The sequence below is a fragment of the Psychrobacter sp. H29 genome, assembly GCF_059073055.1.
The window spans coordinates 2,079,256-2,105,245 of sequence record NZ_JCACRY010000001.1; the positions used below are offsets into that span (position 1 = coordinate 2,079,256).

General features: G+C 43.2%; 19 protein-coding genes. 12 read left to right on the forward strand and 7 right to left on the reverse strand.

From position 1 onward, the window contains the following. The first annotated feature begins 176 nt into the window (after positions 1-176). The gene (locus tag AC5JP1_RS08385) at positions 177-662 is read left to right on the forward strand and encodes an FKBP-type peptidyl-prolyl cis-trans isomerase (protein ID WP_319051113.1); all 486 of its coding nucleotides are present in this window, start codon (positions 177-179) and stop codon (positions 660-662) included. A 565-nt stretch (positions 663-1,227) separates the two neighbouring features. Here AC5JP1_RS08385 and AC5JP1_RS08390 read toward each other — a convergent pair. Next, positions 1,228-3,438 (reverse strand): carboxy terminal-processing peptidase, encoded by a 2,211-nt coding sequence (locus AC5JP1_RS08390; protein ID WP_319051114.1) that lies wholly within the window; start codon positions 3,436-3,438, stop codon positions 1,228-1,230. 575 nt (positions 3,439-4,013) lie between these two features. On the opposite strand from AC5JP1_RS08390, the gene nagZ reads away from it, so the two are divergent. Further along, the gene (gene nagZ / locus AC5JP1_RS08395; protein ID WP_493843785.1) at positions 4,014-5,099 is read left to right on the forward strand and encodes a beta-N-acetylhexosaminidase; all 1,086 of its coding nucleotides are present in this window, start codon (positions 4,014-4,016) and stop codon (positions 5,097-5,099) included. 132 nt (positions 5,100-5,231) lie between these two features. Here the strand turns inward: nagZ and AC5JP1_RS08400 are convergent, their stop codons facing one another. Further along, entirely contained in the window at positions 5,232-6,812 is a 1,581-nt protein-coding gene (locus tag AC5JP1_RS08400) for an OmpA family protein (protein WP_493843786.1), read from the reverse strand. Between the two features lie 462 nt (positions 6,813-7,274). Continuing rightward, entirely contained in the window at positions 7,275-8,972 is a 1,698-nt protein-coding gene (locus tag AC5JP1_RS08405; protein WP_493843787.1) for a hypothetical protein, read from the reverse strand. Positions 8,973-9,382: 410 nt separating this feature from the next. Between AC5JP1_RS08405 and AC5JP1_RS08410 the strand changes: the two genes are divergently transcribed. From AC5JP1_RS08410 to AC5JP1_RS08435, 6 genes are all read left to right on the forward strand, one after another. Then, on the forward strand, positions 9,383-9,991 hold the full coding sequence (locus tag AC5JP1_RS08410) for a rhomboid family intramembrane serine protease (RefSeq protein WP_319051118.1): 609 nt from the start codon (positions 9,383-9,385) through the stop codon (positions 9,989-9,991). Between the two features lie 136 nt (positions 9,992-10,127). Further along, on the forward strand, positions 10,128-11,093 hold the full coding sequence (locus tag AC5JP1_RS08415) for a metallophosphoesterase (protein ID WP_493843788.1): 966 nt from the start codon (positions 10,128-10,130) through the stop codon (positions 11,091-11,093). Between the two features lie 99 nt (positions 11,094-11,192). Then, positions 11,193-11,744: a 5-(carboxyamino)imidazole ribonucleotide mutase gene (gene purE / locus AC5JP1_RS08420; RefSeq protein ID WP_493843789.1), complete on the forward strand. Its 552-nt coding sequence runs from the start codon at positions 11,193-11,195 to the stop codon at positions 11,742-11,744. 201 nt (positions 11,745-11,945) lie between these two features. After that, positions 11,946-13,298, forward strand: a complete 1,353-nt coding sequence (locus tag AC5JP1_RS08425) for a 5-(carboxyamino)imidazole ribonucleotide synthase (RefSeq protein ID WP_493843790.1) — start codon at positions 11,946-11,948, stop codon at positions 13,296-13,298. Next, positions 13,298-13,747 (forward strand): YaiI/YqxD family protein, encoded by a 450-nt coding sequence (locus AC5JP1_RS08430; protein ID WP_319051122.1) that lies wholly within the window; start codon positions 13,298-13,300, stop codon positions 13,745-13,747. Before AC5JP1_RS08425 ends, AC5JP1_RS08430 begins: the two co-directional genes overlap by 1 nt. 274 nt (positions 13,748-14,021) lie before the next feature. Beyond that, positions 14,022-14,660, forward strand: coding sequence for an SDR family oxidoreductase (locus tag AC5JP1_RS08435; protein ID WP_493843791.1), 639 nt, complete (start codon positions 14,022-14,024; stop codon positions 14,658-14,660). Positions 14,661-14,835: 175 nt separating this feature from the next. Here the strand turns inward: AC5JP1_RS08435 and epmA are convergent, their stop codons facing one another. From epmA to AC5JP1_RS08450, 3 genes are all read right to left on the reverse strand, one after another. Beyond that, complete coding sequence (gene epmA, locus AC5JP1_RS08440; protein WP_493843792.1) at positions 14,836-15,858, reverse strand: EF-P lysine aminoacylase EpmA; 1,023 nt, start codon at positions 15,856-15,858, stop codon at positions 14,836-14,838. Between the two features lie 77 nt (positions 15,859-15,935). Next, positions 15,936-17,117, reverse strand: coding sequence for a 4-phosphoerythronate dehydrogenase (locus tag AC5JP1_RS08445; protein WP_493844458.1), 1,182 nt, complete (start codon positions 17,115-17,117; stop codon positions 15,936-15,938). Between the two features lie 87 nt (positions 17,118-17,204). Then, positions 17,205-18,362 carry an AI-2E family transporter gene (locus AC5JP1_RS08450; RefSeq protein ID WP_493843793.1) on the reverse strand — a complete coding sequence of 386 codons (1,158 nt, stop codon included), beginning with the start codon at positions 18,360-18,362 and terminating at the stop codon, positions 17,205-17,207. An 812-nt stretch (positions 18,363-19,174) separates the two neighbouring features. Between AC5JP1_RS08450 and AC5JP1_RS08455 the strand changes: the two genes are divergently transcribed. Then, on the forward strand, positions 19,175-20,866 hold the full coding sequence (locus tag AC5JP1_RS08455) for an NAD+ synthase (protein ID WP_493843794.1): 1,692 nt from the start codon (positions 19,175-19,177) through the stop codon (positions 20,864-20,866). A 191-nt stretch (positions 20,867-21,057) separates the two neighbouring features. After that, positions 21,058-22,332 (forward strand): polyamine export protein PaeA, encoded by a 1,275-nt coding sequence (gene paeA, locus AC5JP1_RS08460; RefSeq protein WP_493843795.1) that lies wholly within the window; start codon positions 21,058-21,060, stop codon positions 22,330-22,332. A gap of 213 nt (positions 22,333-22,545) precedes the next feature. Here the strand turns inward: paeA and AC5JP1_RS08465 are convergent, their stop codons facing one another. Beyond that, on the reverse strand, positions 22,546-23,283 hold the full coding sequence (locus AC5JP1_RS08465) for a YggS family pyridoxal phosphate-dependent enzyme (RefSeq protein WP_493843796.1): 738 nt from the start codon (positions 23,281-23,283) through the stop codon (positions 22,546-22,548). Positions 23,284-23,646: 363 nt separating this feature from the next. Between AC5JP1_RS08465 and AC5JP1_RS08470 the strand changes: the two genes are divergently transcribed. Both AC5JP1_RS08470 and AC5JP1_RS08475 read left to right on the forward strand, forming a co-directional pair. Further along, positions 23,647-24,702 carry a type IV pilus twitching motility protein PilT gene (locus AC5JP1_RS08470; protein WP_443525339.1) on the forward strand — a complete coding sequence of 352 codons (1,056 nt, stop codon included), beginning with the start codon at positions 23,647-23,649 and terminating at the stop codon, positions 24,700-24,702. A 118-nt stretch (positions 24,703-24,820) separates the two neighbouring features. After that, positions 24,821-25,942 (forward strand): PilT/PilU family type 4a pilus ATPase, encoded by a 1,122-nt coding sequence (locus AC5JP1_RS08475; RefSeq protein ID WP_493843797.1) that lies wholly within the window; start codon positions 24,821-24,823, stop codon positions 25,940-25,942. The last annotated feature ends 48 nt before the right edge of the window (positions 25,943-25,990 follow it).

Sequence of the window (25,990 nt, forward strand, 5' to 3'; positions counted from 1 at the left end):
GTTTTTTGCCTTGAAACTCATGTGACCCATCTCAATTAAAGATGCTAACTGCTAAAGTTACTTTAATAAACTGATGATAATTGACTAATACCGTGGCTATTTGGCTTGCTGATTGGCTTTTTTAGGTTTATTGCAACCGCATTTAATTTTTTACATAGATATATTTAGGATATTTTATGACTACTATCGCAAAAGATACTGCCGTCAAATTTAACTACACGCTAAAAGACGACGAAGGCAATATCCTTGACCAATCACCAGAAGGTCAGCCACTTGCTTATCTACATGGTCACAGCAACATCATCCCAGGCCTAGAAGCACAATTAGAAGGCAAATCTGCTGGCGAAAAAGTCAACGCAGTTGTTGAGCCTGCTGATGGCTACGGTGAGTATCAAGAGCAAGCAGTACAGCACGTACCACGTGAGAACTTCCAAGGCGTTGATGACATTCAGCCTGGTATGCAGTTCCAGTCAGAAGCTGGCGGTCAAGTTATGCTAGTTACTGTAACTGACGTGAATGAGCAAGAAGTTACTGTTGATGCAAACCATCCATTGGCTGGTAAGCGTTTGACATTTGACGTTGAGATTCAAGAAGTACGTGCAGCAACTGAAGACGAACTAAACCACGGCCATGTACATGGCGCAGGTGGCGTTGAGCACTAATCTCTTCTAGAGTACAGTGAACAGCTATTGAGTGATGAGTTATTATTAGACTTGTCGCACAAAAAAAGGTCAGTGACTATGTCTACTGACCTTTTTTATGCGTGTGTCATCATCGGAGACTTATCAAATAGATGCTTTGTCGAATAAATAATCTACCAAGTAAATAGAGTGATTTGAAAAGTTGAATACTTAACAGACTTTGCTTAAGCTCCATTTTGCTATTTGTAGATAATAACCAATAAATATTTATAAATTTTAGACATAACAAAGCCGCATAACGACAAGCATCATGCGGCTTTTATTACCAACCATCCATGTTAGCGTTACGCGATACCTAATCCCGGGGTATCTCATAACTGACAGGCATCCAGCCTTATCATCCCTAATCAGCAAACCACTTATCCCTGATGCGACCTTAAGATACCAATCCCTAGTATCAATGAACCATTCCGTTCAATCGTGCCGTACAGTTATAATCGCAGATTGCTCTATCATTAGTAAGTAGTCTGAACGTCAATCCATGTAAGCATATGCTTACATGGAAGCCGTGGCTACTTATAATTGGTCATAGCTTTTCTTGCGGGCTCAGCATTGCTGTAGGTTCAGCACTAAGCATGAGATAAGCAGCTTCATTAATAAATGCTTCATCTTCTGGTAACTCTGGACGCTCACCAGCTTTCATGCGACTACGCTCTTCGAACTTTGCATCCATCGCAGCTTGGTACGTATTCCAGTTAGAGTATGGACGTTCACCAGTGGCGATCAAGCGCTTGTTTTCTGCTTCTAATGAGCGCTTTTCTATGAGCTGCATTTTAGCGCGGCGGCTGTTGATGTCTAGACGAACAGGTTTCTTTTCATCATCCATGTTACGTATGTCATTGAGCGTCGATAGATAAGTAAACTGCGGGTCTTTCTGTTGGCGAACCTTAGACTGCTGATTGAGCGTTGCGAGTGTATCACTGGTAAACTTACCCTCAGGCTTATAAGGAGACGTTCTGATAGTATCCCAAGGTAGCGCTTTTTTCTGCGCGCGCTCGCCAAAGGTGGCGTCGTCATAGATGTTGACCAGTTCAACATCAGGTACCACGCCTTTGTTCTGAGTACTACCGCCAGTGATACGATAGAACTTACGCTGAGTTAAGGTAGCAGAACCCAGCGCCAAGCTATCGAGCTGAATCTGTGCAGAGCCCTTACCTGTGGTAGTACTACCCACGACCAATCCACGGCCATAATCCTGAATGGCAGCAGCAAAGATCTCACTGGCTGATGCCGATGCCAAATTGGTAATGACGGTCATTTTGCCATCATACAGCTGCTCGCCACCATCATTGTCACGGTATACTTGAATGTTACCGCGGTTATCACGAATTTGTACCAGTGGTCCACTTTTGATAAACATGCCGAGCATTTTGGCAACTTCATCCAAAGAGCCACCAGGGTTGTTGCGTAGATCGACAACCAAGCCATCGATGTTTTCTTTGTTCAACTCCTTCAGTGCTTTTTCGGTATCGATACTGACACTGCGATAATCCTCACCGTTACGGCGCGCACGATAGTTCAAGTAAAAACTTGGTATTTCAAGCACACCGATACGTTTGGGTGTCTCATCTATATTAGGACGCTGCACCTCTACCACACGCTGAGTCACGCCAGACTCTTCTTGCTGAATAATGTCACGTACGACAGTAACCGTACGGGCGCTAGCATCTGGTGTATTTGGTTGACGTAGCTTAAGAGTGACCGAGGTGCCACGCTTACCACGAATCAAGCTGACAATCTCACGCGTTGACCACCCGACCACGTCAGTCATGTTCTCGCCATCTTTTGCGATACCGACGATTAAGTCATTGGGCTTAATTTGACCAGATTTGGCAGCGGGCCCTCCATCTACCAAAGTCACAATACGAGTGTAGTCTGGGTTTTTACGATCAGGGCGGATAGAGACACCGATACCCTCTAACTGTAAGCTAGATTGTATTTGTAGCTCAGTTGCTTGGATCGGTGCGTAGTAGTTGCTATGTGGATCATACGTCAGCATTGCCGTGTTCAAGATGGTTTCCATGATTTCATCGTCTTTGAGGCGTTTGAACTGCTCCTGCTGACGTGACAAACGGTTTTGCAAAATCTCACTTGGTGTACGCTCATCGTTACGTACTAAGTCTTGACCACGTGTGATATCTGGATTGTTTAAAAACACAGCTTCTTTGGCTTTTTCATCTTCTTGCCCCAGCGTAATACTCATTAACTGAAATTTCAGCTGACGCGCCCAGTAGTCTCGTTGTTCTTTTTTGGTTTTGAAGTGACCCAGTTTTTCGCGGTCAAGTATGATGGTGTCATTCCCCGTCAGATCGATGTCTGTTTTTAGCATTTTCGTTGCCATCGCAAAGTATTCATTTGAGCGTTTGCGATAACGATCATAGACTTCTACCCCTGCGGATAGATCGCCCTGTTTGAGACGCGCACCAAAATCAGCCGCGTGCTTTTTTTTCAGCTCATCGACATCAGACTGCAAAAACAACGTATGGTTTGGATCAAGGCTATCAATATACATTGATAAAATCTCGCTGCCCGTTTTGCTATCTAACGGCTGGTTTAGGTAATGACTGCGATCCAGCAAGGCAGCGACTTGGCGAGTAGTGACTTTTTGTTCAGGTGTCTGAACAAAACTTCCTGTATTGGTTTCTGCGACTGCTGTACCGTAACTCTGTGTCAGGATAATACCGGCGATGCCCACTGACGCTGCACTGAGTAACCACTGTGCTGGTTGTTTTTTCATCATATGTACCTAGTTATTTGAAGTTAGTGATTTGTTTGGAATTGGGTATATTGTTTGTTTTGTTAAAATCTAAAAACCCTGAATCTGTGATTACTTATCAATACTGATTGTCTTCGTTATTCGTCAGCTTGAGCTTACTCTCTTCTGTGCTTTTATTGTTGTGTTGTGCATTTCTCTATACGGTTTTTAGAACGCTACTGTTTTTAAGACTTTTTGTGTTTTATAGCCTTTAAAGCTTGCAGCCATTACTATTACATACTGATATATAACCTAAATTAAATAATATTATCATGAGCAATAATACTGAACTGTCTCAAACTGTATAAGCAATCTTACACGCTACGCCTACACATACCAAACTTTCTATCACTTTTCTCACTTAGAGCAAATGCAGACTATCAACCTCTATTTACTGATGATTAATAGACTGAACTGACATCAATAATTCGCGCATTAGGTTCATTTGATAATAGCTGTCATAATGAAGTCTATTGACGATGGCCTGCGAGTGAGTAGACATTTAGAGTTCATCAGACCCATAATATAACAATATAAAGAAGAATAAGGATCATGCAATGTACGGCGTTTTAATGATTGATATTGATAGTACCGCACTGACCGCTGAGGATGTCAGTTTACTCAAACAAGCACAAGTCGGCGGGGTCATACTGTTTGGACGTAATGTAGCCGATGCCGCCCAAGTACGTACACTGTGCGACGATATACGTTATCACAATCCCGATATATTGATTGGTGTTGACCAAGAAGGTGGGCGCGTTGCACGGCTACGTGAAGGCTTTACCCCCTTACCAGCAATGGGTAGACTAGGCGAGTTGTTTAATCAAGATCCGAGTCGTGCACTTAGCTGTGCGTATGACTGCGGCTACCTAATGGCAGCTGAAGTATTGGCAGTAGGGATTGATTTGAGTTTTGCGCCTGTACTAGACAGAGATGGTATTAGCCAAGTCATTGGTGACCGTAGCTTTCATCACGAGCCACAAGCGATTACTGCACTTGCGACACAGTTCATGCGCGGTATGAAAGCAGCAGGCATGGCCACCACTGGCAAACACTTCCCAGGTCACGGCGCTATTGCCCCTGACTCTCATGTGTCAGAAGCCATCGATACACGTAGCTTGGATGAGATCATCAATAGTGACATGCAACCGTTTGCCCAAACACTACCACTGCTCGATGCCCTTATGCCAGCACATGTGATTTTCTCGCAAGTAGATGATAAGCCCGCAGGATTTTCAAAAATTTGGCTAAAAGATATTATTCGCGATCAATTAGCGTTCGATGGTGTGCTCTTCTCTGATGATTTGTCGATGGCTGGGGCACAGGCAGCTGGCGATGTCAGCGCGCGTGTCAAGGCCGCTATCGAGGCTGGCTGCGATATTGCATTGGTATGTAATGACCGCGTGGCCGTTCATGAGGCTGCTGCTGCGGCACAGGAGTTGTCTTATCCCAATCAAAAACGCATCAAAACCATGTGCGGCAATATACCAGAATGGCAAGGCGATCTTGAGTCTACTTGCCAGCATTTTAATTACTGGCAACAAGCAAAGAATAACGTCACTCAAACATTTTTTAACGCCTCTGCTGACACGCAAGTTACTGAAGAATTGAAAGAACCGATAGACCCTACTCATTACAAATAGGTATTCGATAATGGGTAGCCTCTAATAGATGATCAGTAATAGGTAACCACTAACGCGCTGATAAAATAAAACCGCCTTTATATAAAAGGCGGTTTTTTATTTTTAACTATCATGTGATCAGAGGTTTGCAGATTAATTTGTTGGGTCTACTGCCGTGTCTTGCGTAGCGTCATCACCATCTGGTAGCAAATCGTCATTATTACTGTCTAGCGGATTCAAATCTGGGTTTAACGAATCACTGTTAATCGTCATACCATCGTTTGGATCGACCATCTCGTCATTAACCATAAATTCAATGCGACGATTACGGAAACGACCCTGCTCGGTTGAGTTATCTGCGATAGGATCTGACTCACCCATACCTTTGGTTGTCAACTTGCTTGCATCGACACCTTGAGCCACTAGGTACTCTTTCACTGATTCAGCACGCTCACGAGACAGCTCCATATTATAAGAATCAGAAGCTTGACTGTCTGTATGACCAATAATCATCAGGTTCAAGTCAGGTACGTCGTCAATGATTTTTGCAGCGCGGTCTAAAATGGCTTTGTTGACATCAGGAATGACAGCTTCATCCACTTGGAAATTGATAACCTGAATGCTCAAAGCACGAGCAACGTCACGTGGATCTGGGTTTTCACCTAGGTTGTTCATTGCGACATCTGCTGCAGCGACACTATCGTCAATCTCACCTTGTAGATCTAATGGGCCTTCAGCCTCTACCATCATTGCAGGTGCAGCTGCTTGTAGGTCAGATACTAATTGGGCTAATGCCGCATCATCAGGTGCGTTGACTGTGATGGTATCGCCTTTGATAATCATACTGGCATTCGGTACGTTTTTGACGATAGGTAATATAGTGGCGAGTTGAGCGGCAGCTGGCATGTCTATGGCAAAGTTATCATCAACATCGGCGCGGCACTTATTGGCTTCATCGCCGAATGCACCAGTTAACGCATTCATTACATTGGTCTGTAGCGTCTCATTACCCACATTCATGCGGCAGGCATAAAGCTCACCATTTTCGCCAGTAGCGATACGGAGTGAAGCAGGCTCAATATCAGCTGCCATCACTGATTGCTCATTGCCTTGCTCATCTTGCTGTATGGTAGTCGCTGGCGTAGCAACAGGCTCTGGATTTTCCTGGCAACCTCGAAGTAAGGCCCAGGCCAAGGCACCCAAAATGATCAAACCAATAATCGGTAGTAGCGCTTTCATAAAGCTACCTTGTGGTTCTTCTTCTTTTTGTAGCGGTGCAGTGCTGACGGTATCGGACATGGGCGTAGCTGCAACTGCGCTCGCAGGCAACACAGCATCTGCCCATGCAGGAATATGATGCTGATAGCTACTTAGATTATTACTTAAGAATTGAGGTACAGGCGTAGTACCGGCCAAACTTTTTATTTCGTGAAAAGCAAGTGGTGCTGCCATCGCAATTAGGCCACGAGAGGCTGTCTCGTCGACGTTGTGCTCATGAGCAAGCTCACGGGAGATTTGATCGCGATGAGCCCCTTCTGTCCACACGCGATCATAAAAGGCATTGTCATCACGAGCAATGTTTTCATTGGCAAAGCGATTGTAGGTCTCATCATTCGCTAAGCGAGCAGCAAAAATCGCATAAAACTGTTCCAGTAGGTTTTTTTTAGCAGGACTGTGATCGTCCGCTAGTACCGCAGGACTGACTGTACGTGTCAAATGACCGATAATATCCATAATATAACTCTCCCCTTAATTTTTATTTGTATCATCCAATTACTCAATGCATAAGACCGCCAAGTAAAGCTAAAACATGACATCAAAATTTATTATGCAAAAATTCTGTTGTCAGTCTACTATAGTCGCGCTACTGCATTTGATTTCAGACATTATAAAATTATTAAGAGAAGGTTCACAGTCGATGCGTTGTTGTACAAATGATACGTTAAGTAATGTTTGAGTTGGTACTCGTAACTATACAAGCACTTGGGTACATATCAATAACAGTCGAACAATTAGTTGAAGGAGACTACTGTTCGTATTAGAGGGTGTAGTTTTTAAAGCTTGCCTTGCAAAGCTACAAACAAGGTCTGATTAACCCATATGGACAAAAAGCAGTATAGAAAACTATACTGCTTTTGAGTCTTTATAGCTGCTGTTCTCTTAGCCACTTGACCTTTGGACTCCTTGACCTCTTAGCTATCTCACTTGGGCAGGCTCAGCGACAATGACACTGCTCGCCATGTCATCTACTTCTGATTCAGAGATAGGACCTGATGATCGGCTCGTTCTGTTGTTAGAAGGAGCATTGCTAGGAATGTTATTAGACATACTACTTGGGCTATTGCTTGGTATGTTAGGCAGCCCACTGTTTGGGTTATTACTGCTTGGATTGTTATTGAGCCCTCTGTTGTTACTATTATTAGGTAGCGGCGCCGGTATCACGCGATCACTAGTGTTATCGTCAGGCGCTTGATACTCTACAGAGCCATTACCAGTACCATCGTTACTATACTGATTATTAGAGGCTGCTCCACCACCAAACTGATTGTTCACACCATCAGCACTTCCCATACCATATGCAGCGTTATTATTAGGTAGTGGCAACGGTGCAGTACTATCAACTGCCATAGCGGGTACTAAGCTGCGTATGTTTGTCACCAATTGCTGTAGTAGCATATTATCTGGTGCCTCTACTATAAGACGTTCGTTTTGTAACTGTAGACGCGCAAATGGCGTTGATCTGAGCATGGTTAAGACGTTAGGAAGTACGTCCACTGACATATTAGCAATAGTAGTTGCTGTGCCATCTTGTACAGTCAATTCACAAATATCTGCTTGCTCTCCAAAACTTGTATTGAGTGCCTGCTGCAGTGTGCTTTGCAGTCCTACATCACCGACTGTCGCACTACAAGTATAGAGATTGCCGCTATCATCAACACCAATGATGAACTCGACAGGCGTCATTGCTTCTACTACTGGTTCGGGCGCAGGCGCTGTTATCACAGGCGCAGCAGCAATAGGCTCTACTGGTATGTCATTGTTGGGCTTGATCAGCAATGCCCATGCAGCAAGCGCAAGCCCGGCAAGTGCTACTATTGACAAAAACACCCGTATCAGCAAATCGTTTCGCTGATTACGAGTGCGTACTTGCTCTCGCTTCAGGCTGCCGTTCTCTGCCAAATGATGTGCTGCTGGACTGGCATGAATGGCATCGTCACTACCGAAGCGAGTCTCTTCACCCAATCCGTCAGTAGATCCTACACGAGGTTGTCCGCCATCAGAGGCTGTAGTTGCAGCGGCTGTGATGGTAGGGACAGTGCTGGTGTTCAGGCTGGGATCATCAAGTCTATCTAACGTAATTGACGTATTGTCACTCAATGGTCCGATAGAATTGTCCGCCATAGCCGCTGACGATGTTTCTTGACTGACATTACTCTTGTTATCTACGTCTAAAGTAGATGTAATAACTGGTATTGCCCATATGGGTAGATATGGGCGTAGTGAGGGCTGCTCTGCTTGTAAAAATGCTGGTAAAAACTGACCATTAGCGAGTGTTTTTAGCTCACGATACGCTAAGGGTGCGGCATTGATCAGTAATTGGGCAGTGACTGACTCATCAATATGATGTGTGGCTGACAGCTCTTGAATAATCGTATTCTGTAACACCTCACTATGCCATAACTGCTTAAATAAAGGCATTTCAGGGATATTGTCGTTAGCTATTACTTGATCGTTACGCAGCAATTGCGAATAAACCTGCGGCACTGCCAAACGCGCAGCTAGAATCGCATAAAACTGCTCAAGAAGGCTGATATATGCCACGCTCTCGCTACTGTTGCGCTCACCCAATACAGCTGGGGTAACCGTCTGCTCTAATTGGTCAATAATACTCATAAGTCACTGCCTCGTTCGGCTTTTGAAATCCACAAAGGTTAATTGCTCGTTTTTAATTATATATACGGCACTATCTTATTGTTCATACCTTCTCGCTCGTATTTTCTCGCTCGTATTTTCTTATTCATACTTAAGATGCCGTATCTATAGATTGTTTACTGAACTCACATGATACACTGCTACATTACTCACTATAAAAGCATAAAAAAGCATCGTTTTGTCACATAATAAACATTTGCAACCTTATAACTACTGTTAGTATTGTTTTATTACTCTATGAATAGCTTAGATTTATTATTAGTACGTTAATTATCGGTCATATTTAGTTTTCATTCAGCCTTAGCGCTTAGGTTTTGAACACTGTCATTTATCGCATTGTCACACATCAGGCGCGGCCTAAGGATTATCCTTTGTTAAACCATACGACCCTTATTATCATCATTACTGTTATTGTCAGCTTGTTGGCATGGCAAAATAAAAAGCTACTCAATCGCCTCATATTCTATCCACCAGCTGTAAACAATGGACAGTGGGATCGCTTTGTGACGCATGGCTTTATTCATGCTGATAGTATGCATCTACTTTTCAATATGTTTACGTTGTATTTTTTCGGTCGAGCTATCGAAGGTCTGTATCGCTCATTCTTATTCGGCTATGGTTTTGTCGTTTTTTATGTGTTGGCTATTGTTGTGGCCATGATTCCAAGCTACCTGAAAAATAAAAACAATGCCAGTTACTTAAGCCTTGGAGCCTCAGGCGGCGTATCAGCCGTTTTATTTGCTTTCATTTTGCTAGCGCCATGGGAACGCATTTATTTGTTTGCCGTTATTCCGATTCCTGCAATATTATTTGCTGTCGCTTATGTGTTTTATAGTATTTATGCTGACAAACGCGGTGGTTCCAATATCAATCACATGGCTCATATGTGGGGCGGCGCGTTCGGTGTCGTTGCTACCATTATATTGGAACCCAAAGTACTGCCCCATTTCATAAATGCTCTATTATCGCCTGGTTTTTAGACTGACTTTATTTAGAGTGCAGAGCGTTGTTAGAATTAGGAGCGTTATTAGAATGAAGAGCATCAGAATAAACAACCTTTAACATCCAGCTATTGAGCAACCATTTACTTTTATATGTGAGATTTAACCATTCGTTATGATTATAGATATTATCGGTGATATTCATGGTTATGCAGATAAGCTGGTCGGTTTATTAAACCAATTAGGTTACGAGCATAATGGTCAGTATTTTGTCCCGCCTACGGGTCATAAAGCATTATTCATTGGGGATTTGATTGACCGTGGTTCGCAGCAGTTGGCAACGCTTGAAATTGTCTTTGCTATGATAGATGCGGGCGTGGCTGATGCAGTGATGGGCAATCATGAATACAATGCATTGGCTTATGCTACGCTCAATCCTGATGATAAGACTGAGTATCTACGAACGCATAATGCTATACATAAGCGTCAGCACGAAGCATTTTTAGCAGAGGCCGCATTTGGTTCAGAGCTACATAAGTACTGGTTGCAGCGTTTGTATGAGATACCTTTATGGATTGAGACAGACTATGCTTGTTTTGTACATGCATGCTGGGACGTAGATAGTATGGACATCCTCAAACCGTTTCTGACTGATGATAACTGCCTAACTACTGAGGGTCTACTCGCGACTGCCAAAGAAGACACTATCGAGTTCGATGCATTGGAGCGCGTACTAAAGGGCGTCGAAACAGGCTTGCCCGATGGTATCGTAATGGTCGACAAAGAAGGCACAGAGCGCTCGCGAGTGCGAGTACGTTGGTGGCTTGATGAGCTAAATAAACGCACGCTTCGCGAGGTTGCTCGCGTACCCTTATCAGCAATGGCACAAATACCGGCCAATGCACTCGCTGAAAATATTGACTTTGCGCTCAAAACACATAAGCCTGTGTTTGTTGGTCATTATTGGCTGACAGGCACTCCTGAGCCACTTAGTCCACAAGTTGCTTGTACTGATTATTCGGCAGCTGTGGATAGTGGCTACCTGACCTGCTATCAGCTTGATACCAACCAACCCCTACCCTTAGCAGCGTCTCACTTTGTACAGCATTATCATGATAAGAAAACGGATATAAACCAGTGATGTTGCGGCTCTTAATACTAAGCAAGTATTAAAAATCAAACTTGGCTTTACGACTATAGCAAAACTTTTGTATGATGGTCTTTTTGAGGATATCCAGTCATGAGCACCACAAATACTGATGCTAACCAGAACGGCCCTATCACCTCTCCTGCCGGTCAACCGAAAGTTGGCATTATCATGGGTTCGCAGTCGGATTGGGCGACCATGAGCATGGCTGCACAATTGCTGGCAGACTTTGATATTGCCTTTGATTGTGAAGTGGTTTCTGCACACCGTACACCTGACAGACTGTTTGATTATGCCAAGAATGCTAAAGGTAATGGTCTGCAAGTCATCATTGCTGGTGCAGGCGGTGCCGCTCACCTGCCGGGTATGTGCGCAAGCCAAACACCACTACCTGTTTTTGGGGTGCCGGTAAAGTCCTCAATGCTGAGTGGTTGGGACAGTCTACTGTCTATCGTACAGATGCCTAAAGGCGTCGCGGTTGGGACATTGGCGATTGGGTCTGCTGGAGCTTACAATGCTGCTCTACTTGCGATTCAGGTATTGGCACTACATGATGATACGATTGCAACCAAGCTCGATCACATGCGCCAGACGCAAACCGACACCATTCTTGCTAGCCCAACACCTGGCATTATCAATACCTAAATGCATTAATTCTATATAGATTGACCAGCACTTTCGATAGCACAAGATTGCCAGCACAAGGGTAAAGCTATCATGATTTATTTTTGATTCAGTCCTACTAAAGATAAGGTGCATATAGTGCACCTTTTCCTATTTTCATCCATTGAGTTTTAGATTTTAATATACCAAACACCTTATTCACTTTTATTCAAAGAGCCTGCCATGACTACAGCAAACGCTTATCCTGTTACCCAAACCATTCGTACCATCGGTATTTTAGGCGGTGGTCAGCTTGGTATGTTGCTTGCCGAAGCCGCGATGCCGCTCGGCTACCAATGCGTCTTTTTAGAAGACAATCCAGAATGCCCTGCCAGCTTATATGGCCGTGTCTTTCATAGCGATCAATTAGAAGACTTTATCGCAGCCGCTGACGTGTTTACCTTAGAGTTTGAAAACACCCCAACGTCTACGGTCGAGCAACTGGTTAGTTTGTCAAAATCTGGCAGTAAGCAAGGCATGTTCCCGCCACTGATTGCCCTCGACATCGCTCAAGATCGTCTAAAAGAAAAGCAGATGTTTAACACGCTCGATATTGCGACAGTACCTTTTCTGGAAGTTAATTCCGAGACTGAGCTCAAGCACGCTTGTAAAGAGCTAGGACTACCTATTGTCCTGAAAACCAGCCGCGGTGGTTATGATGGCAAGGGACAGTTCGTTATCAAGCAGGACAGTGATATTAAAACAGCTTGGCTTGAGCTAAAAGACGCCGTCAGTGGTAAAGGTTCACTCACACCAACGCCTGCGCCACTGATTGCCGAAGGGTTTATTAACTTTAGCCGTGAGGTCTCTATCATTGCCGCACGAGCGCAAGACGGTCAGGTACGCTGCTATGATTTGGTCGAAAATCATCATCACCATGGTATTTTGGCAAAAACCCAAGCACCTGCGGTTGGTACAAGCCACCTGTTTGAGCAAGCAACAGATGCCATTACCAAAGTCATGAACCACTTAGACTATGTCGGTGTCATGGCACTTGAGCTGTTTGTCACCAAAGACGCTCGTGGTCACAATACGATATTGGCTAATGAAATCGCCCCACGGGTACACAATTCTGGTCACTGGAGTATCGAGGGCGCCATTACTAGCCAATTCGAAAACCATATCCGGGCCGTAGTCAACTTACCACTAGGTGATACAGACAATGTCCATCCAGCAATTATGGTCAATGTATTGGGGCAGTATCCTGATATTAGTGCCGTTCTAAATATCGATGGCGCTCATTATCATAGCTATCACAAAGCTGAGCGTGATGATCGTAAGATTGCTCATATCACATTGATGCCCAATGATGTGACTGATTTAGAACCTGCTATGGCAAAGCTGGTTGCTATATTGCCGAACAAGGTTGGTCTAGATAAAGAGTATGCGAGTGTCAATGTGCAAACCAAAACGGTAGAAGGCGATGCTACGAATGATGATCAGAATGACAATAAAGACGATGATTTGAAAAATAAAGACAGCCAAGCAGACAGCCTGATTTCTCCTTCAGCAAAACCTGAGAAGGTCAAAAAATAATGCAAATTTGGGTAGATGCCGACTCAGTGCCATTGATTGCCAAAGACTTGATTATCAAAACAGCTGAACGTACCAAGACTACGGCAATATTCGTGGCCAATCAGCCGATCAAGCTACGCAAATCGCCCCTACTGGTCATGACTGTGGTGCCATCAGGTTTTGATAAGGCTGATGATTATATCGTTGAGCAGATACAAGCAGGTGACTTAGCTATCACCAGTGATATTCCTTTGGCAAACGACATCTTGGACAAAGGTGGTATGGTACTGACGACGCGCGGCGTGGTTTATGACAAAAACAACATCAAGCAAAAGCTTAACATGCGTGATTTTATGGACACCATGCGAGGCACAGGCGTGTTAGAGCTACAAGAAATGAGTGGACAAAAACCGTATGGCGACCGTGACAAAAAAGCTTTTGCTGACGGTCTCAATCGTCTGGTTCGTTAGAACCTCTCATTTTCTTGGCAGTTATTGTTATAAACTTATAGAACAAAGCCCTTTTTATAACGGCGTTTCTTGAGCTTTACTTGCCTCCTTGCAAACCATATACACTCTATAACCAAACACCATTCAATCAGCACGCTTTATAACGAAGCGTGCTGCCTATTTTTGTTACGCTATATTCAGTTTTTGAGATAAATAGTTTTTATATAAATAGTATTTGTATAAACATTCTATAAGAAAACCAAACAACAAAATTTAGATAAAAATAGGAATTATTATGAAAGTTTTAGTCGTTGGTGCTAGTGGTCGTGTAGGTGGTGATTTGGTTAAGCAGCTATTGGCTGATGATCATCAAGTCATTGGAACGACCCGTCAGGAAGAAAAGTTATTTGATAGCAACAATTATACTCAGCTAGATTTAGATATCATGGCAAGCAAAGATTCGATCGCGAAGCAAATAGAAGAAGATATCGATGCGGTCTACTTCGTAGCAGGGTCTGGTGGCAAAAACGTTTTGGAAGTTGACTTGCACGGTGCCGTAAAAACGATGCAGGCTGCACAAGATAAAGGTATCAAACGCTATATTATGCTCAGCTCTGTATTCTCGCTAGAGACTGAAAAATGGGACGAAAACCCTGGTATCGCAGATCTAAAAGATTACTATATCTCTAAGCACTATGCAGACCATTGGTTGGTCAACAGCACGCTTGATTACACTATCGTACAACCGGGTGCACTAAAAGAGCGCGCAGGTACTGGTAAAATTACTATTAATGATACCAGCTCTGGCGAAAATGCCATTGAAGACGTCGCGACTACATTGGCTGCTGTACTCACAGCAGATAACACCATAGGTAAGGTATTCAATCTACATAATGGTGATATCGACATCAATGAGGCAGTCGCTACCGTATAAGGTACTTTACAAGCTACTATCACATAGGTAGGTAGCTATTAGCTATCATTTGACATATTAGCTTACAGATATAACGCATAAAAAGGTCGTTACCAGATTGCCCACATTTAGTTGGTACATCGGTAACGACTTTTTGTTGTTTGGTCTACAAATAAATTAAAAACCTACTAGCTCATTATGCTTGCCCACTAGGAAAAGGAATCACCTCTTCTAAACTGCTTGCACCTGTTATGACCATCAGCAACCTATCAACACCAACTGCGATACCGCTACAAGGTATTAAATCATTAGACGCCGCTAATAAGTGCTCATCGATTGGCATTTGGGGCAGATGATGACGCTGACGCAATTGATTGTCTTGTTCAAAGCGTGCTCGTAAAGCCTGACCATCTGCCAGCTCATCATAGGCGTTAGCAATCTCAATGCCATTGATATACAGCTCAAAACGCTTTGCGACTTTATTGCCCTCTTTATCTAAAGCCGTTTTTGCCAATGCCGCCGTCGCAGGGGGATACTCTATAATCAACGTTGGCAAATCATGTCCCAGATTTGGCTCTACGGCATGACTGAACAACAAATCCAGCCAGCTCTGGCGTCGATTTTCTTCGCTGTCTTCAGCATCATTAAAATCAAACCCTATCAGACCCCTATCTTCTGCAACGGCTTGTAGCGCAGCTAAACTCGCTGTCAGTGGATGTATACCAACGAAATCCATAAAGGCATCGACGTAGCGGTAATGACTCATCACAATCGAATGACCATAAAGCGCCGCCAACAACTCATTAAGCTCGCCTGCCATATCATCTAGGCTGTAATTAGGTTGGTACCATTCGAGCATCGTAAACTCGATATTATGGCGTACGCCTATTTCGTTATCTCGAAAGACAGGACAGATTTGATAAATAGGTACTTGCCAACTGGCTAATAAACGCTTCATCGCGAACTCAGGAGACGTATGTAAGTAGTAAGTGCGCGGGCGATCTTGGTAGGTTACCTGCGCTGCTACTGATTGTAAAAAAGTATCGGTATTACCTGCCTGCGATAAAAGCGGTGTCTGCACCTCGAGCACTTGGCGACTCGTAAAAAACTGTCGAATATCCCCGATGAACTGCGCACGCTGCTGTGCCATCGCAAGTGTCATGGTTGGTGCGTAGTTTGGCTTTGTGTCGTGACTGGGAATGCTGTTTAGTTGGCTCATGACGGTCTACCGTGATTCACGAATGATAGATTGATAACGACGTAATTGCTTGAGATTTAAATAATAAACGTGAGAAGTCAAGCTTGCCATTCACGGCGTAAATGATAATCACGACGCAGCTGATCAAAATCAGCCCCATTAACCTGTCCTGTCATCTGTTCATCAGATACATTGCTATATGTCTTACTGGATAAATTGTTAGCCACATTGTTAGATACTTTGTTTCGCAATGCAGCGTCATCTTGCATGATGTCATAGAACTTAGCCAATCTGTCTGGATGTGCTTTTAGTTCGGACCATAGAAACATATTGAGTGGTAGCAGGTTAGACATCGACTGGACAGGTGTTATCGCAAGCGTCGCGCATAGGGCATCATAAATAATTTGTGTGCCTCGCAGTTTACCCTCTAGCGTGTAGCCCGCGATATGCGGCGTGGCAATAGCAAGCTTCGATAATAATCTTGCAGCAACTTTTGGTTCATACTCAAACACATCTAGTACCACTTGTCGCCCAGTACGATCAATATCGCTCATTAGGTCACTTTCATTAATGATAGGACCACGTGCGCTATTAATCAGTATCGTATCAGCGGACATCCCTGCCAATGTCTCTGCATCAATAAGGTGATAGGTTGGGTACTCACTCCCGCGGAGATTACTATCGGCTTTCTCGGTCGTCAAAGGCACATGTAGACTGACTACGTCGCTTTGAGACAGGACTTGCTCAAGGCTAGCATTATTGGTTGTGGACGCTGGGACTAAGGGATCATAACCTAGTACTTGCCATCCTATATCATGTGCATACTGAGCAAGCGTACTACCAATATTACCAAGTCCAATGATGCCTAGTGTCATAGGTTTCGTAGATGTTGTCGACTGCTGCCAATATTGCGGACGCAACGTCAAAATAGCCGTTAGCACATACTGAGCCACAGAGTGCTTACTACAGCCTGCCGCATTGGCAAAAGTAATATTACGCATGGCGAGATAGTCTTGATCGACATGATCGGTACCGATAGTCGCCGAACCCACAAATTGCACGCTATGATTATCAGCCAATAATGCCTCATCTACACGCGTCACAGAGCGTATTAGCAATATATCTGGCTGTACCTCAGCAAGCAAATGTGCATCAATATCACGGCCAGCAGTGCTTATGATATTGACGGTTTGCTCAGTCAGCTTACCCAGCGTCTCAGCATTAAAAAACTCACTTAGACTAGTAATGTTGCTATCAGCAACGATAGTAATGCCCTTAATTGTGCTCATCTTATCCATTTTTACTGCCTATAACGTCTGCAACGTTCGGGTTTGTTATTATCAATCTTCTCTATCAATATAGATTTGCTATATAGATTCGTTTTTACCAACTATTTCTTGTTCTGGCCTAGGTACTGGCGTTACAGCACCAGTTTCAGAAAGCATAACTTCTTGCTGAGCAAATATTTCATTCTTGTGCTGTGATATCCACTCGCGCCATACGGCAAGACCGATGGCCAGTACCACAGGACCGATAAACAACCCAACAAAACCAAATGCGGTCAGACCGCCCAATACCCCTATAAAAATAATGATAAAAGGAATTTTGGTCGCGCCACTAATGACGATAGGACGAATCAAATTATCCACCCAACTGATTATCAATACGCCCCATAGTGCCAGACCAATACCGCCTGCAGTATGCCCTTGGCTCAATAGCCAAATCGATACACCGCCCCAAACGAATGGGGTGCCAAATGGGATCAACGCAATGATGAAGGTGACGATGGTCAATAAAATGGGACTTGGCGCACCAGAGAAATAATAGCCAATGCCAGCGAGCGTCGCTTGCGCCAGTGCTGTGAGCCCAATACCGTATACGACCGCACGGGTGGTTGTACCCACAGAGTCAATGTAGCCATCGATGCGGTTGCCAATAATGTTGCGTAGCGCTTGGCGAATCTGGCGTACCAAACTGGTGCCATCACGATAAAAAAAGAACAAGGTCATCAGTGCCATACCAAGTTTGGCCAGCGCACTAAACACCACATCGAATGCGATCTTGCCATAATACAGATGCGACTGAACCCAAAGACGAAAGGTCTCTAATGTCCCTTCTGGATTCTTATTAATTCGCCACAGTACATCTTTGACTTGCTGCCCAATGACAGGCAGCTCTTTGAGTGAGTCGGGCACATCTAAATAACCCACTTTAATACGGTATATCAAATTACTAATGAGACTTAGCGCTTCTTGCTGCAAAATAAAAACCCCGATGACCAGTGGTATACCTATCATCAAAGAGATACTGACCGTCATAATCGCAGCACTAAAATCTGGACTTAACTTAACTTTTTCGTGAAAAAACTTATAAACAGGAAACGTCACATATGCCAAAATCGCAGCCCACAGTGCAGGCACAATAAAAAACTGCACCACTTGAAAGCACAATACAAATAGCGCAACCAACAACGTGATGGCAAGTAGGCGCTGAATAATAAATTCTTTTGTCCAGTTTTCAATCATAGCGTATAAACCAAGAGCGGACAGCAAACGACAGCTTGCTGGCAAGTTTATAAATGGGTGATGAACACCAGCTTATAGACGGTATCCATAAACGGTATCCATAGGCGAGTGTGTAGCTTATTTATATATCAATAGAAAACAGCGTTAACGCTAATCGATTACATGATAGTGTCAAGTACTTACAGACTATCACTCCCATAAGGACATAACGAAAAGCGCCGTTGTTACACTTTATTATGCAATAAAGTACGATAATTATATAACGCTATGTTGTAATCTTTACTTACAACTTTGTCTATGCAAGCTTACTAGATGATGACCACAATAACTAGCGCATAATGCATGGATTTGGTATGTAAAAACGGTGTAATTGAAACCACTTTTGTATGCAGCTATTAAACTGCTATCTTATGAGGGAATTCACTGGTGCGTTCTATTTGTCATGACAATTGATGTTATACTAAAGCAATTATTTTAAGCTTTTCAATATAGTTAAGTGTATTTGTACGCATTTATTTTTGTCGTTGGCACAGACACTATAACTGATAAGGCAGAGTCCAGATCCTCTTGTATCGTTATCATCTAGACTATTATAAACACTAATTTTAAGATGGCGTGATTAGTTGGGACAGCAGGTATAGCGAGTAAAATTTTATACATTGTCTTAGCGCTTATGCCAGATTTAGACTCTTTATATCCACTCAATATTCGAGCGTGATAGTTTAGAGCGAAGTTTTGAATGTATTTAGGACTTATTTTAAACCAATAAAAATTCACCACATTTTAATAATATATCGATAGGAACAATAACAATGTCAAAAGACACTGATAACCCAAACTCTAACCCCTCAAACGAAACCAGCAAGACCAATAAATCACAAGATACTGTCACGTTTGCTTTAGCCCAATCACATTTTTTGGTAGGTGATATCGCAACCAACGTCGAAAAAATGCGTACCTTTGCATTACAAGCTCGCGAACAAGGGGCTGACGTCATTGTATTCCCAGAGCTGGCTTTGCTTGGCTACCCTCCGCAAGACTTATTGCTACGACCAAGCTTATCAGGCCGCGTCAAAAGCGCCCTATCTACCCTGAGTGATATCGACGATATCGTTATGATTGTCGGCTATCCGCATGTCGATCATCACGGTACGTTTAACTCTGCCGCTATCTTGCACAACGGTCATCAAAAAGGCTTTTATCATAAGCAAATTTTGCCAAATTATGGCGTGTTTGATGAGCGTCGTTATTTTGATAAAGGTCGTAACCAAGTTTTGTTTGACTATAAAGGCATTACTATCGGTCTACTCATCTGCGAAGACCTATGGGAAAAGTCACCTATCGCCGAACTCAAGAAACAAGGTGCTGACCTCATTGTTAGCTTAAACGCCTCACCTTTTGAAATCGAAAAACAAGACAACCGCAAGGCCATGCTTGCCAAGCGTAGCCGCGAAAACAATCTACCTATCGTCTATGTCAACGCTGTTGGCGGTCAAGATGACCTTGTCTTTGATGGCGGCTCTATGACTATACAAGCAGACGGTAGCGTGGCCCATGAAGCGCCGCGCTTTATGAATCAATTATTGTTATCTACTTTAGATGTAAAGACTGCCAAATTTGACAGCCAAGCCAAAGCACCGCTAACACTAAGCCGTGAATCAGAGATGTACCAAGCATTAGTCGTCGGTCTGCGCGACTATGTCAATCATTCTGGCTTCTCTGGCATTATCGTTGGATTATCAGGTGGTATCGATTCGGCACTGACGCTTTGTATCGCTGTTGATGCACTAGGCGCTGACAAAGTCTACGCGGTCATGATGCCATATGAGTACACCTCTCAAATCAGTTTAGAAGATGCACAGGCTCAAGCGCGTCGTTTGAATGTCTCTTATACCGTATGTCCTATTTTTGATGCTGTTGAAGGTATCCGTCATACGCTAGCACCATTATTCAATAAATCACCCGCTGACACTACTGAAGAGAATATCCAAGCCCGTGCTCGCGGTGTCGTACTGATGGCACTGTCTAACAAGTTTGGTCATCTGGTCATCACGACGGGTAACAAATCAGAGTTAGCCGTTGGTTACTCAACCTTATATGGTGATATGGCAGGTGGGTTTGATGTCTTAAAAGACGTGTACAAATCACAAGTCTATAAATTAGCAAGCTATCGCAATCGTTTAGAAGACACCCCCGTCATTCCTGAGCGCGTTATCACTCGCCCACCATCAGCTGAACTGCGCCCAGATCAAAAAGATCAAGACAGCCTGCCTGATTATGATGTATTAGACAGCATTTTGATGTCATATATCGATGAAGATATGGGCTATCAGGAAATTGTCGATAAAGGTTTTGATGCTGACATGGTGGCAAAAGTCATCAAGATGGTAGACAACAGCGAATACAAACGCTTGCAGTCTCCTATCGGTACGAAAATTACCCACAAGGCTTTTGGACGTGAGCGTCGTTATCCATTAGTCAATAAATGGTCAATAAAAGGCTAAGTATTGCACCTCTGGCAACTTCTAAAATGTAGAAGTCGCTATGGGCTAGTTAGCTGGTTTTACACAGTCCTGAATTTTACGATTAGCTGGGTGCTTGCCCAGCTTTTTTGGTTTCTATATATCAACAATCTTCATAAATAACGATTTTCTTTTGTACCCTCCCACCGATTATTTCTTTTTTCGAGTACGTCATGAGTTTGCTACCCGCTAGTGTGTTTCTTCTTTTACTGCTTGCCTTGAGTGCCTGTGTTTCTGCTACTGAGATTGCCATTGCCGCTGGACGCAAAATAAAACTCCAAATCATGGCAAAAGAAGGAGACGTCCGTGCCTTTGATGTTCTCAAAATGCAGGAACACCCTGGTAGTTTTATTACTGTCGTGCAGGTGGTGCTAAATGCAGTGGCAATCTCTGCGGGTGCTGTGGGTGAATCAGCCATTAGCCCTTATCTTGAGCAGTTATTAGGTAGCGAGGCAGTAGCATCAGTCATATCGTTTGTGCTCATCACCAGCTTGTTTTCTTTACTTGCCGATTTGATGCCTAGACGTTTGGCCATGTCAAATGCTGAGGCGTTAGCCGTACGACTGGTACGCCCAATGATATTATTAATCTTTGTATTAAAACCAGTCATATGGGTATTCGATGGCGCTGCAAATATTTTGTTTAGATTTCTGGGTATTTCAACCATACGCCAAGATGATATGACCCCAGAAGATATCTATGCCGTCATGGATGCTGGTGCCGAAGCTGGTGTGCTAAAAAAACAAGAACACCACCTCATAGAAAATATCTTTGATATGCAAGAGCGTACTGTCACCTCAGTTATGAACCCACGCGAAAACATCGTTTATTTTGATACCAATACCAGTACCGAAGAGGTGGTAAAGATCATGATTGCGCAGCCACACAACAAGTTCTTGGTCTGTCATGATGACGATTTAGAGCATATCGTCGGCTATGTAGAGTCACGCAGCTTTTTAGCATTGGTGCTAAACCAGCAAGAGGTTAGCGTCACCAATAAAACCTTGTTAAAGCCCGCTCTGTTTGTGCCTGATACGTTGTCTTTGTTTGAAGTGTTAGAGATGTTCAAATCTACTGGCGCTGACTTTGCGGTTATCGTCAATGAATATGGGCTCGTGGTTGGTGTCATCACGCTCAAAGATGTGATGAGTATTGTGATGGGTGAGCTTGTGACGCTTGAGGAGCAACCTATCGTTCAGCGTACTGACAACTCTTGGCTCATCGATGGTATGACACCTATCGAAGACGTGATTCGCGCCTTAGATATCGTTGACTTACCGCGCAGCGAGAACTATGAAACTATTAGCGGCTTTATGATGTATATGCTCCGAAAAATCCCAAAAAAGACCGATACTATTGAGTATGCCAATTATCGATTTGAGATTATTGCGACTGATAATCTCAAAATCACTCAAATGTTAGTAACCAAGTTAGAAGAGGCTACTTAATTGCTAAATGAGTAAGTTTTTATTCAATCAGACGAGTACACAAACTTTGAGAGTGCATACTCATTTTATAGCTGTCATAAAACGAGCCAATAGCTCAAACGAAGAAGTATAGCCAATAGCAATAGTACCAAAACGTTCCTAAGCGACTCAGAATAACTTGACAACGATTAAACCATTCTAAGTCTGCTTACTATTCAATTTAAGGGACACGCCCTAGTCTCGCGCCCCAAAGATAGCCGTACCAACGCGCACCATGGTAGAGCCATTGTCTATTGCCTCTGCTATATCACCGCTCATCCCCATGCTAAGCGTATCCCAAGCCTTTAATTCTGGGTAGTTGATTTTGACCTCTTCAAACAGAGCTTTGGTTCTAGCAAAGGCATTTGTGTCTGTTTTGGCAGGGATAATCATCAAACCGCGTAACTGTAGACGCTCGTATCTTTGAATCGCTGTGATCAGTTCTGGTAATTGTTCTGGTAAGCAGCCTGATTTACTCTCCTCATTATCGATATTAAGTTGTATCAGCACATTCAATGGCGCTAGATCAGCTGGGCGCTGATCATTCAAGCGTTTAGCGATAATATCGCGCTCAAGAGTCTGTACCCAATCGAAATGCTCTGCAATATCACGCGTCTTGTTACGCTGAATACTGCCAATATAATGCCACACAATCTTGTCACCTTCAGGCTGTGACTTTAACGCATTGATTTTTTCGATAGCTTCTTGTAGGTAGTTTTCACCAAAATCCCGCTGTCCCTGCTTGGCTAAAGCTGCCACCATATTAGCAGGTTTGGTTTTCGAAACCGCTAGCAAGGTCGTATGATTGGCAGATCTGTCTGCATGATCGGCTGCTTGTTCATAAACTTGAGTCATTTGTGTTTTTACTTGCTGCCAATTATCAATCAACATTTGATTATCAATATTGCAGTTTGTCTTTGTCGTATTTGTCATATATCAGGATCTCGTTTTTTTTAGCTTTTTAATAGTCTGTGCAGAAAATCTTTATTATTAATAGTAAATAAGGTAATTAAATCTCATCAATAAAGTAAATCACTTATTTTTTATATGTAAATTGAGCTTGAAAATAATTAATTTTATATTTTATTCAGGAGTGGATGGTTAAATACTCATAGTCTTGTTATGATATTGTTACATGCATTAACATATGCTACTAAATATGATAGCAGTCATAAAGACTGCGTACTGGTTGACTCGTAGATACTACGTGATTGTATAGAGCAACTGATCTATAGTTTATCACGTGCTCTCACGCTCTTTTGTCCTACGCTGACTGATTGATAGGAATATCGAATTATGGCTGAAAAAAACGCTTTAAGTATTGAAGATTTGCTACGCTTTACCGTAAAACACAAGGCATCAGATTTACATATTTCGGCAGGTATGCCTGCGATGATTCGTACCGATGGTGAAATGACCCGTATCAATATGCCTGCGATGACTCACCAAATGGTTCATCAGCTCATTTATGACATTATGAATGACAAGCAGCGTGCTGACTTTGAAGAGTTTTTTGAAACAGATTTTTCGTTTGAAATCCCCAATTTGGCTCGTTTTCGGGTAAATGCTTTTAATCAAAACCGCGGTGCAGGTGCAGTCTTCCGTACGATTCCATCCAAAGTTTTGACGATGGAAGACTTAGGAATGGGAGATGTTTTCAGACGTGTTTCAGACTTCAAACGCGGCGTAGTATTGGTAACCGGTCCAACAGGCTCGGGTAAATCAACGACGCTTGCAGCGATGATTGACTATATCAATGAAAGTCGTAAAGAGCATATTTTAACGATTGAGGATCCGATTGAATTTGTTCATGAGTCCAAAAAAAGCCTGATCAACCAGCGTGAAGTGCACCGTGACACATTGGGTTTTGAGCCAGCATTGCGTTCAGCATTACGTGAAGATCCAGACGTAATCTTGGTCGGTGAGCTACGTGACCTTGAGACTATCCGTCTGGCACTGACAGCAGCAGAAACAGGTCACTTAGTGTTCGGTACGTTGCACACCAGCTCAGCTGCCAAAACGATTGACCGTGTCATTGATGTTTTCCCTGCCGCTGAAAAAGATATGATTCGTGCCATGCTATCGGAGTCGCTGCAGGCCGTGATTTCACAGACACTGTTGCGTCGTCAAGCTGGTGGCCGTGTGGCAGCTCACGAAATCATGCTAGGGACGCCAGCTATTCGTAATTTAATACGCGAAAACAAAATTGCTCAGATGTATTCTGCCATTCAAACGGGTGCAGGTGAAGGTATGATCACGCTCGATCAAACCCTAAAGAATTTGGTAGGCAAAGGCACAATTAGTAAAGATGTGGCTCGTCCTTATGCTAAGCAACCTGAGGCATTTTTATAATACAATTTAAGCCAAATAAAAGGAGTAATGCTGGCTAGGTTTTATTGGTTTTTGTTTATAGTTTTAAAATATAACTTCAAATAATATTTAATCTACTTACATCAAATGCAGGTACGATATGGACATTGATAAATTATTGCAATTAATGATTAATAAAAATGGTTCTGACCTTTTTATTACTGCTGATGTAGCACCTTCTATGAAAGTAAATGGGAAAATTTTGCCTGTGGGCAAAACCCCTTTAAGTGCTGATCAAACAATGGCATTGGTTAAAGGAGTAATGACACCAAGCCAACAACAAGAATTCAAAGAAACGAACGAGTGTCAATTTGCGATCACTGATGAAGCACAGCAAGCACGATTTCGAGTCAGTGCATTTATACAACGCGATATGGCAGGAATGATTCTACGGAAAATTGAAAATAAAATTCCTACGGTCGAAGAGCTACGCCTGCCACCAGCGCTCAAAGAATTATCCATGAAAAAGCGCGGTATCATCTTACTGGTAGGCGCGACGGGCACAGGTAAATCCACTACCCTTGCAGCGATGATAGGACATCGCAATCAGCACTCGCATGGTCATATTATCACGATTGAAGACCCTATCGAGTTTGTGCACAAACATCGTGGCTGTATCATTACTCAGCGTGAGGTCGGTATTGATACCCACTCCTTTGAAGCTGGTCTAAAGAACACGCTACGCCAAGCACCAGATGTTATCTTGATCGGTGAGATTCGTAACCGTGAGGTCATGAGCTATGCGATTCAATATGCAGAGACAGGACACTTAGTGTTTGCTACCCTGCATGCCAACAATGCTAACCAAGCCATTGACCGTATCATTCATTTCTTTGAAACCAGTCGCCATAATCAGCTCTTTATGGACTTATCCTTGAACCTACAAGCCATTATCGCTCAGCAACTCATTCCAACTCCTGACGGCAGAGGACGCCGCGCGGCTATTGAAATCTTATTGAACTCTCAGCTGATCAGTGACTATATTCGTAAAGGTGAGGTACACGAGATCAAAGATGTCATGACGCGCTCAAGAGACAGCGGTATGCAAACCTTTGATCAGGCGTTATTTGACTTGTATGAACAAGGAGAAATTACTTATAAAGAAGCCATTCTCCATGCTGACTCTCCTAATGACTTGCGCCTCAAGATCAAACTTAGCAGCAAAAATGGTAAGGCCAATTTAGATGAAGGTGCTGATAGCCTGTCGTTGGATGTCAGTTAAACAGTCAATGTTGCCATAGTATGATAGTGAAATAACTAAAAAAGCCCT

Excerpts from the sequence above, each read along its gene's own strand:
- nagZ (WP_493843785.1), top strand. The coding sequence starts at position 4,014 with ATGTACGGCGTTTTAATGATTGATATTGATAGTACCGCACTGACCGCT.
- AC5JP1_RS08390 (WP_319051114.1), bottom strand. The coding sequence starts at position 3,438 with ATGAAAAAACAACCAGCACAGTGGTTACTCAGTGCAGCGTCAGTGGGC.
- paeA (WP_493843795.1), top strand. The coding sequence starts at position 21,058 with ATGAGTTTGCTACCCGCTAGTGTGTTTCTTCTTTTACTGCTTGCCTTG.
- AC5JP1_RS08465 (WP_493843796.1), bottom strand. The coding sequence starts at position 23,283 with ATGACAAATACGACAAAGACAAACTGCAATATTGATAATCAAATGTTG.
- AC5JP1_RS08435 (WP_493843791.1), top strand. The coding sequence starts at position 14,022 with ATGAAAGTTTTAGTCGTTGGTGCTAGTGGTCGTGTAGGTGGTGATTTG.
- AC5JP1_RS08385 (WP_319051113.1), top strand. The coding sequence starts at position 177 with ATGACTACTATCGCAAAAGATACTGCCGTCAAATTTAACTACACGCTA.
- AC5JP1_RS08430 (WP_319051122.1), top strand. The coding sequence starts at position 13,298 with ATGCAAATTTGGGTAGATGCCGACTCAGTGCCATTGATTGCCAAAGAC.
- AC5JP1_RS08455 (WP_493843794.1), top strand. The coding sequence starts at position 19,175 with ATGTCAAAAGACACTGATAACCCAAACTCTAACCCCTCAAACGAAACC.
- AC5JP1_RS08475 (WP_493843797.1), top strand. The coding sequence starts at position 24,821 with ATGGACATTGATAAATTATTGCAATTAATGATTAATAAAAATGGTTCT.
- AC5JP1_RS08415 (WP_493843788.1), top strand. The coding sequence starts at position 10,128 with ATGATTATAGATATTATCGGTGATATTCATGGTTATGCAGATAAGCTG.
- AC5JP1_RS08400 (WP_493843786.1), bottom strand. The coding sequence starts at position 6,812 with ATGGATATTATCGGTCATTTGACACGTACAGTCAGTCCTGCGGTACTA.
- AC5JP1_RS08450 (WP_493843793.1), bottom strand. The coding sequence starts at position 18,362 with ATGATTGAAAACTGGACAAAAGAATTTATTATTCAGCGCCTACTTGCC.
- AC5JP1_RS08425 (WP_493843790.1), top strand. The coding sequence starts at position 11,946 with ATGACTACAGCAAACGCTTATCCTGTTACCCAAACCATTCGTACCATC.
- epmA (WP_493843792.1), bottom strand. The coding sequence starts at position 15,858 with ATGAGCCAACTAAACAGCATTCCCAGTCACGACACAAAGCCAAACTAC.
- AC5JP1_RS08405 (WP_493843787.1), bottom strand. The coding sequence starts at position 8,972 with ATGAGTATTATTGACCAATTAGAGCAGACGGTTACCCCAGCTGTATTG.
- AC5JP1_RS08470 (WP_443525339.1), top strand. The coding sequence starts at position 23,647 with ATGGCTGAAAAAAACGCTTTAAGTATTGAAGATTTGCTACGCTTTACC.
- purE (WP_493843789.1), top strand. The coding sequence starts at position 11,193 with ATGAGCACCACAAATACTGATGCTAACCAGAACGGCCCTATCACCTCT.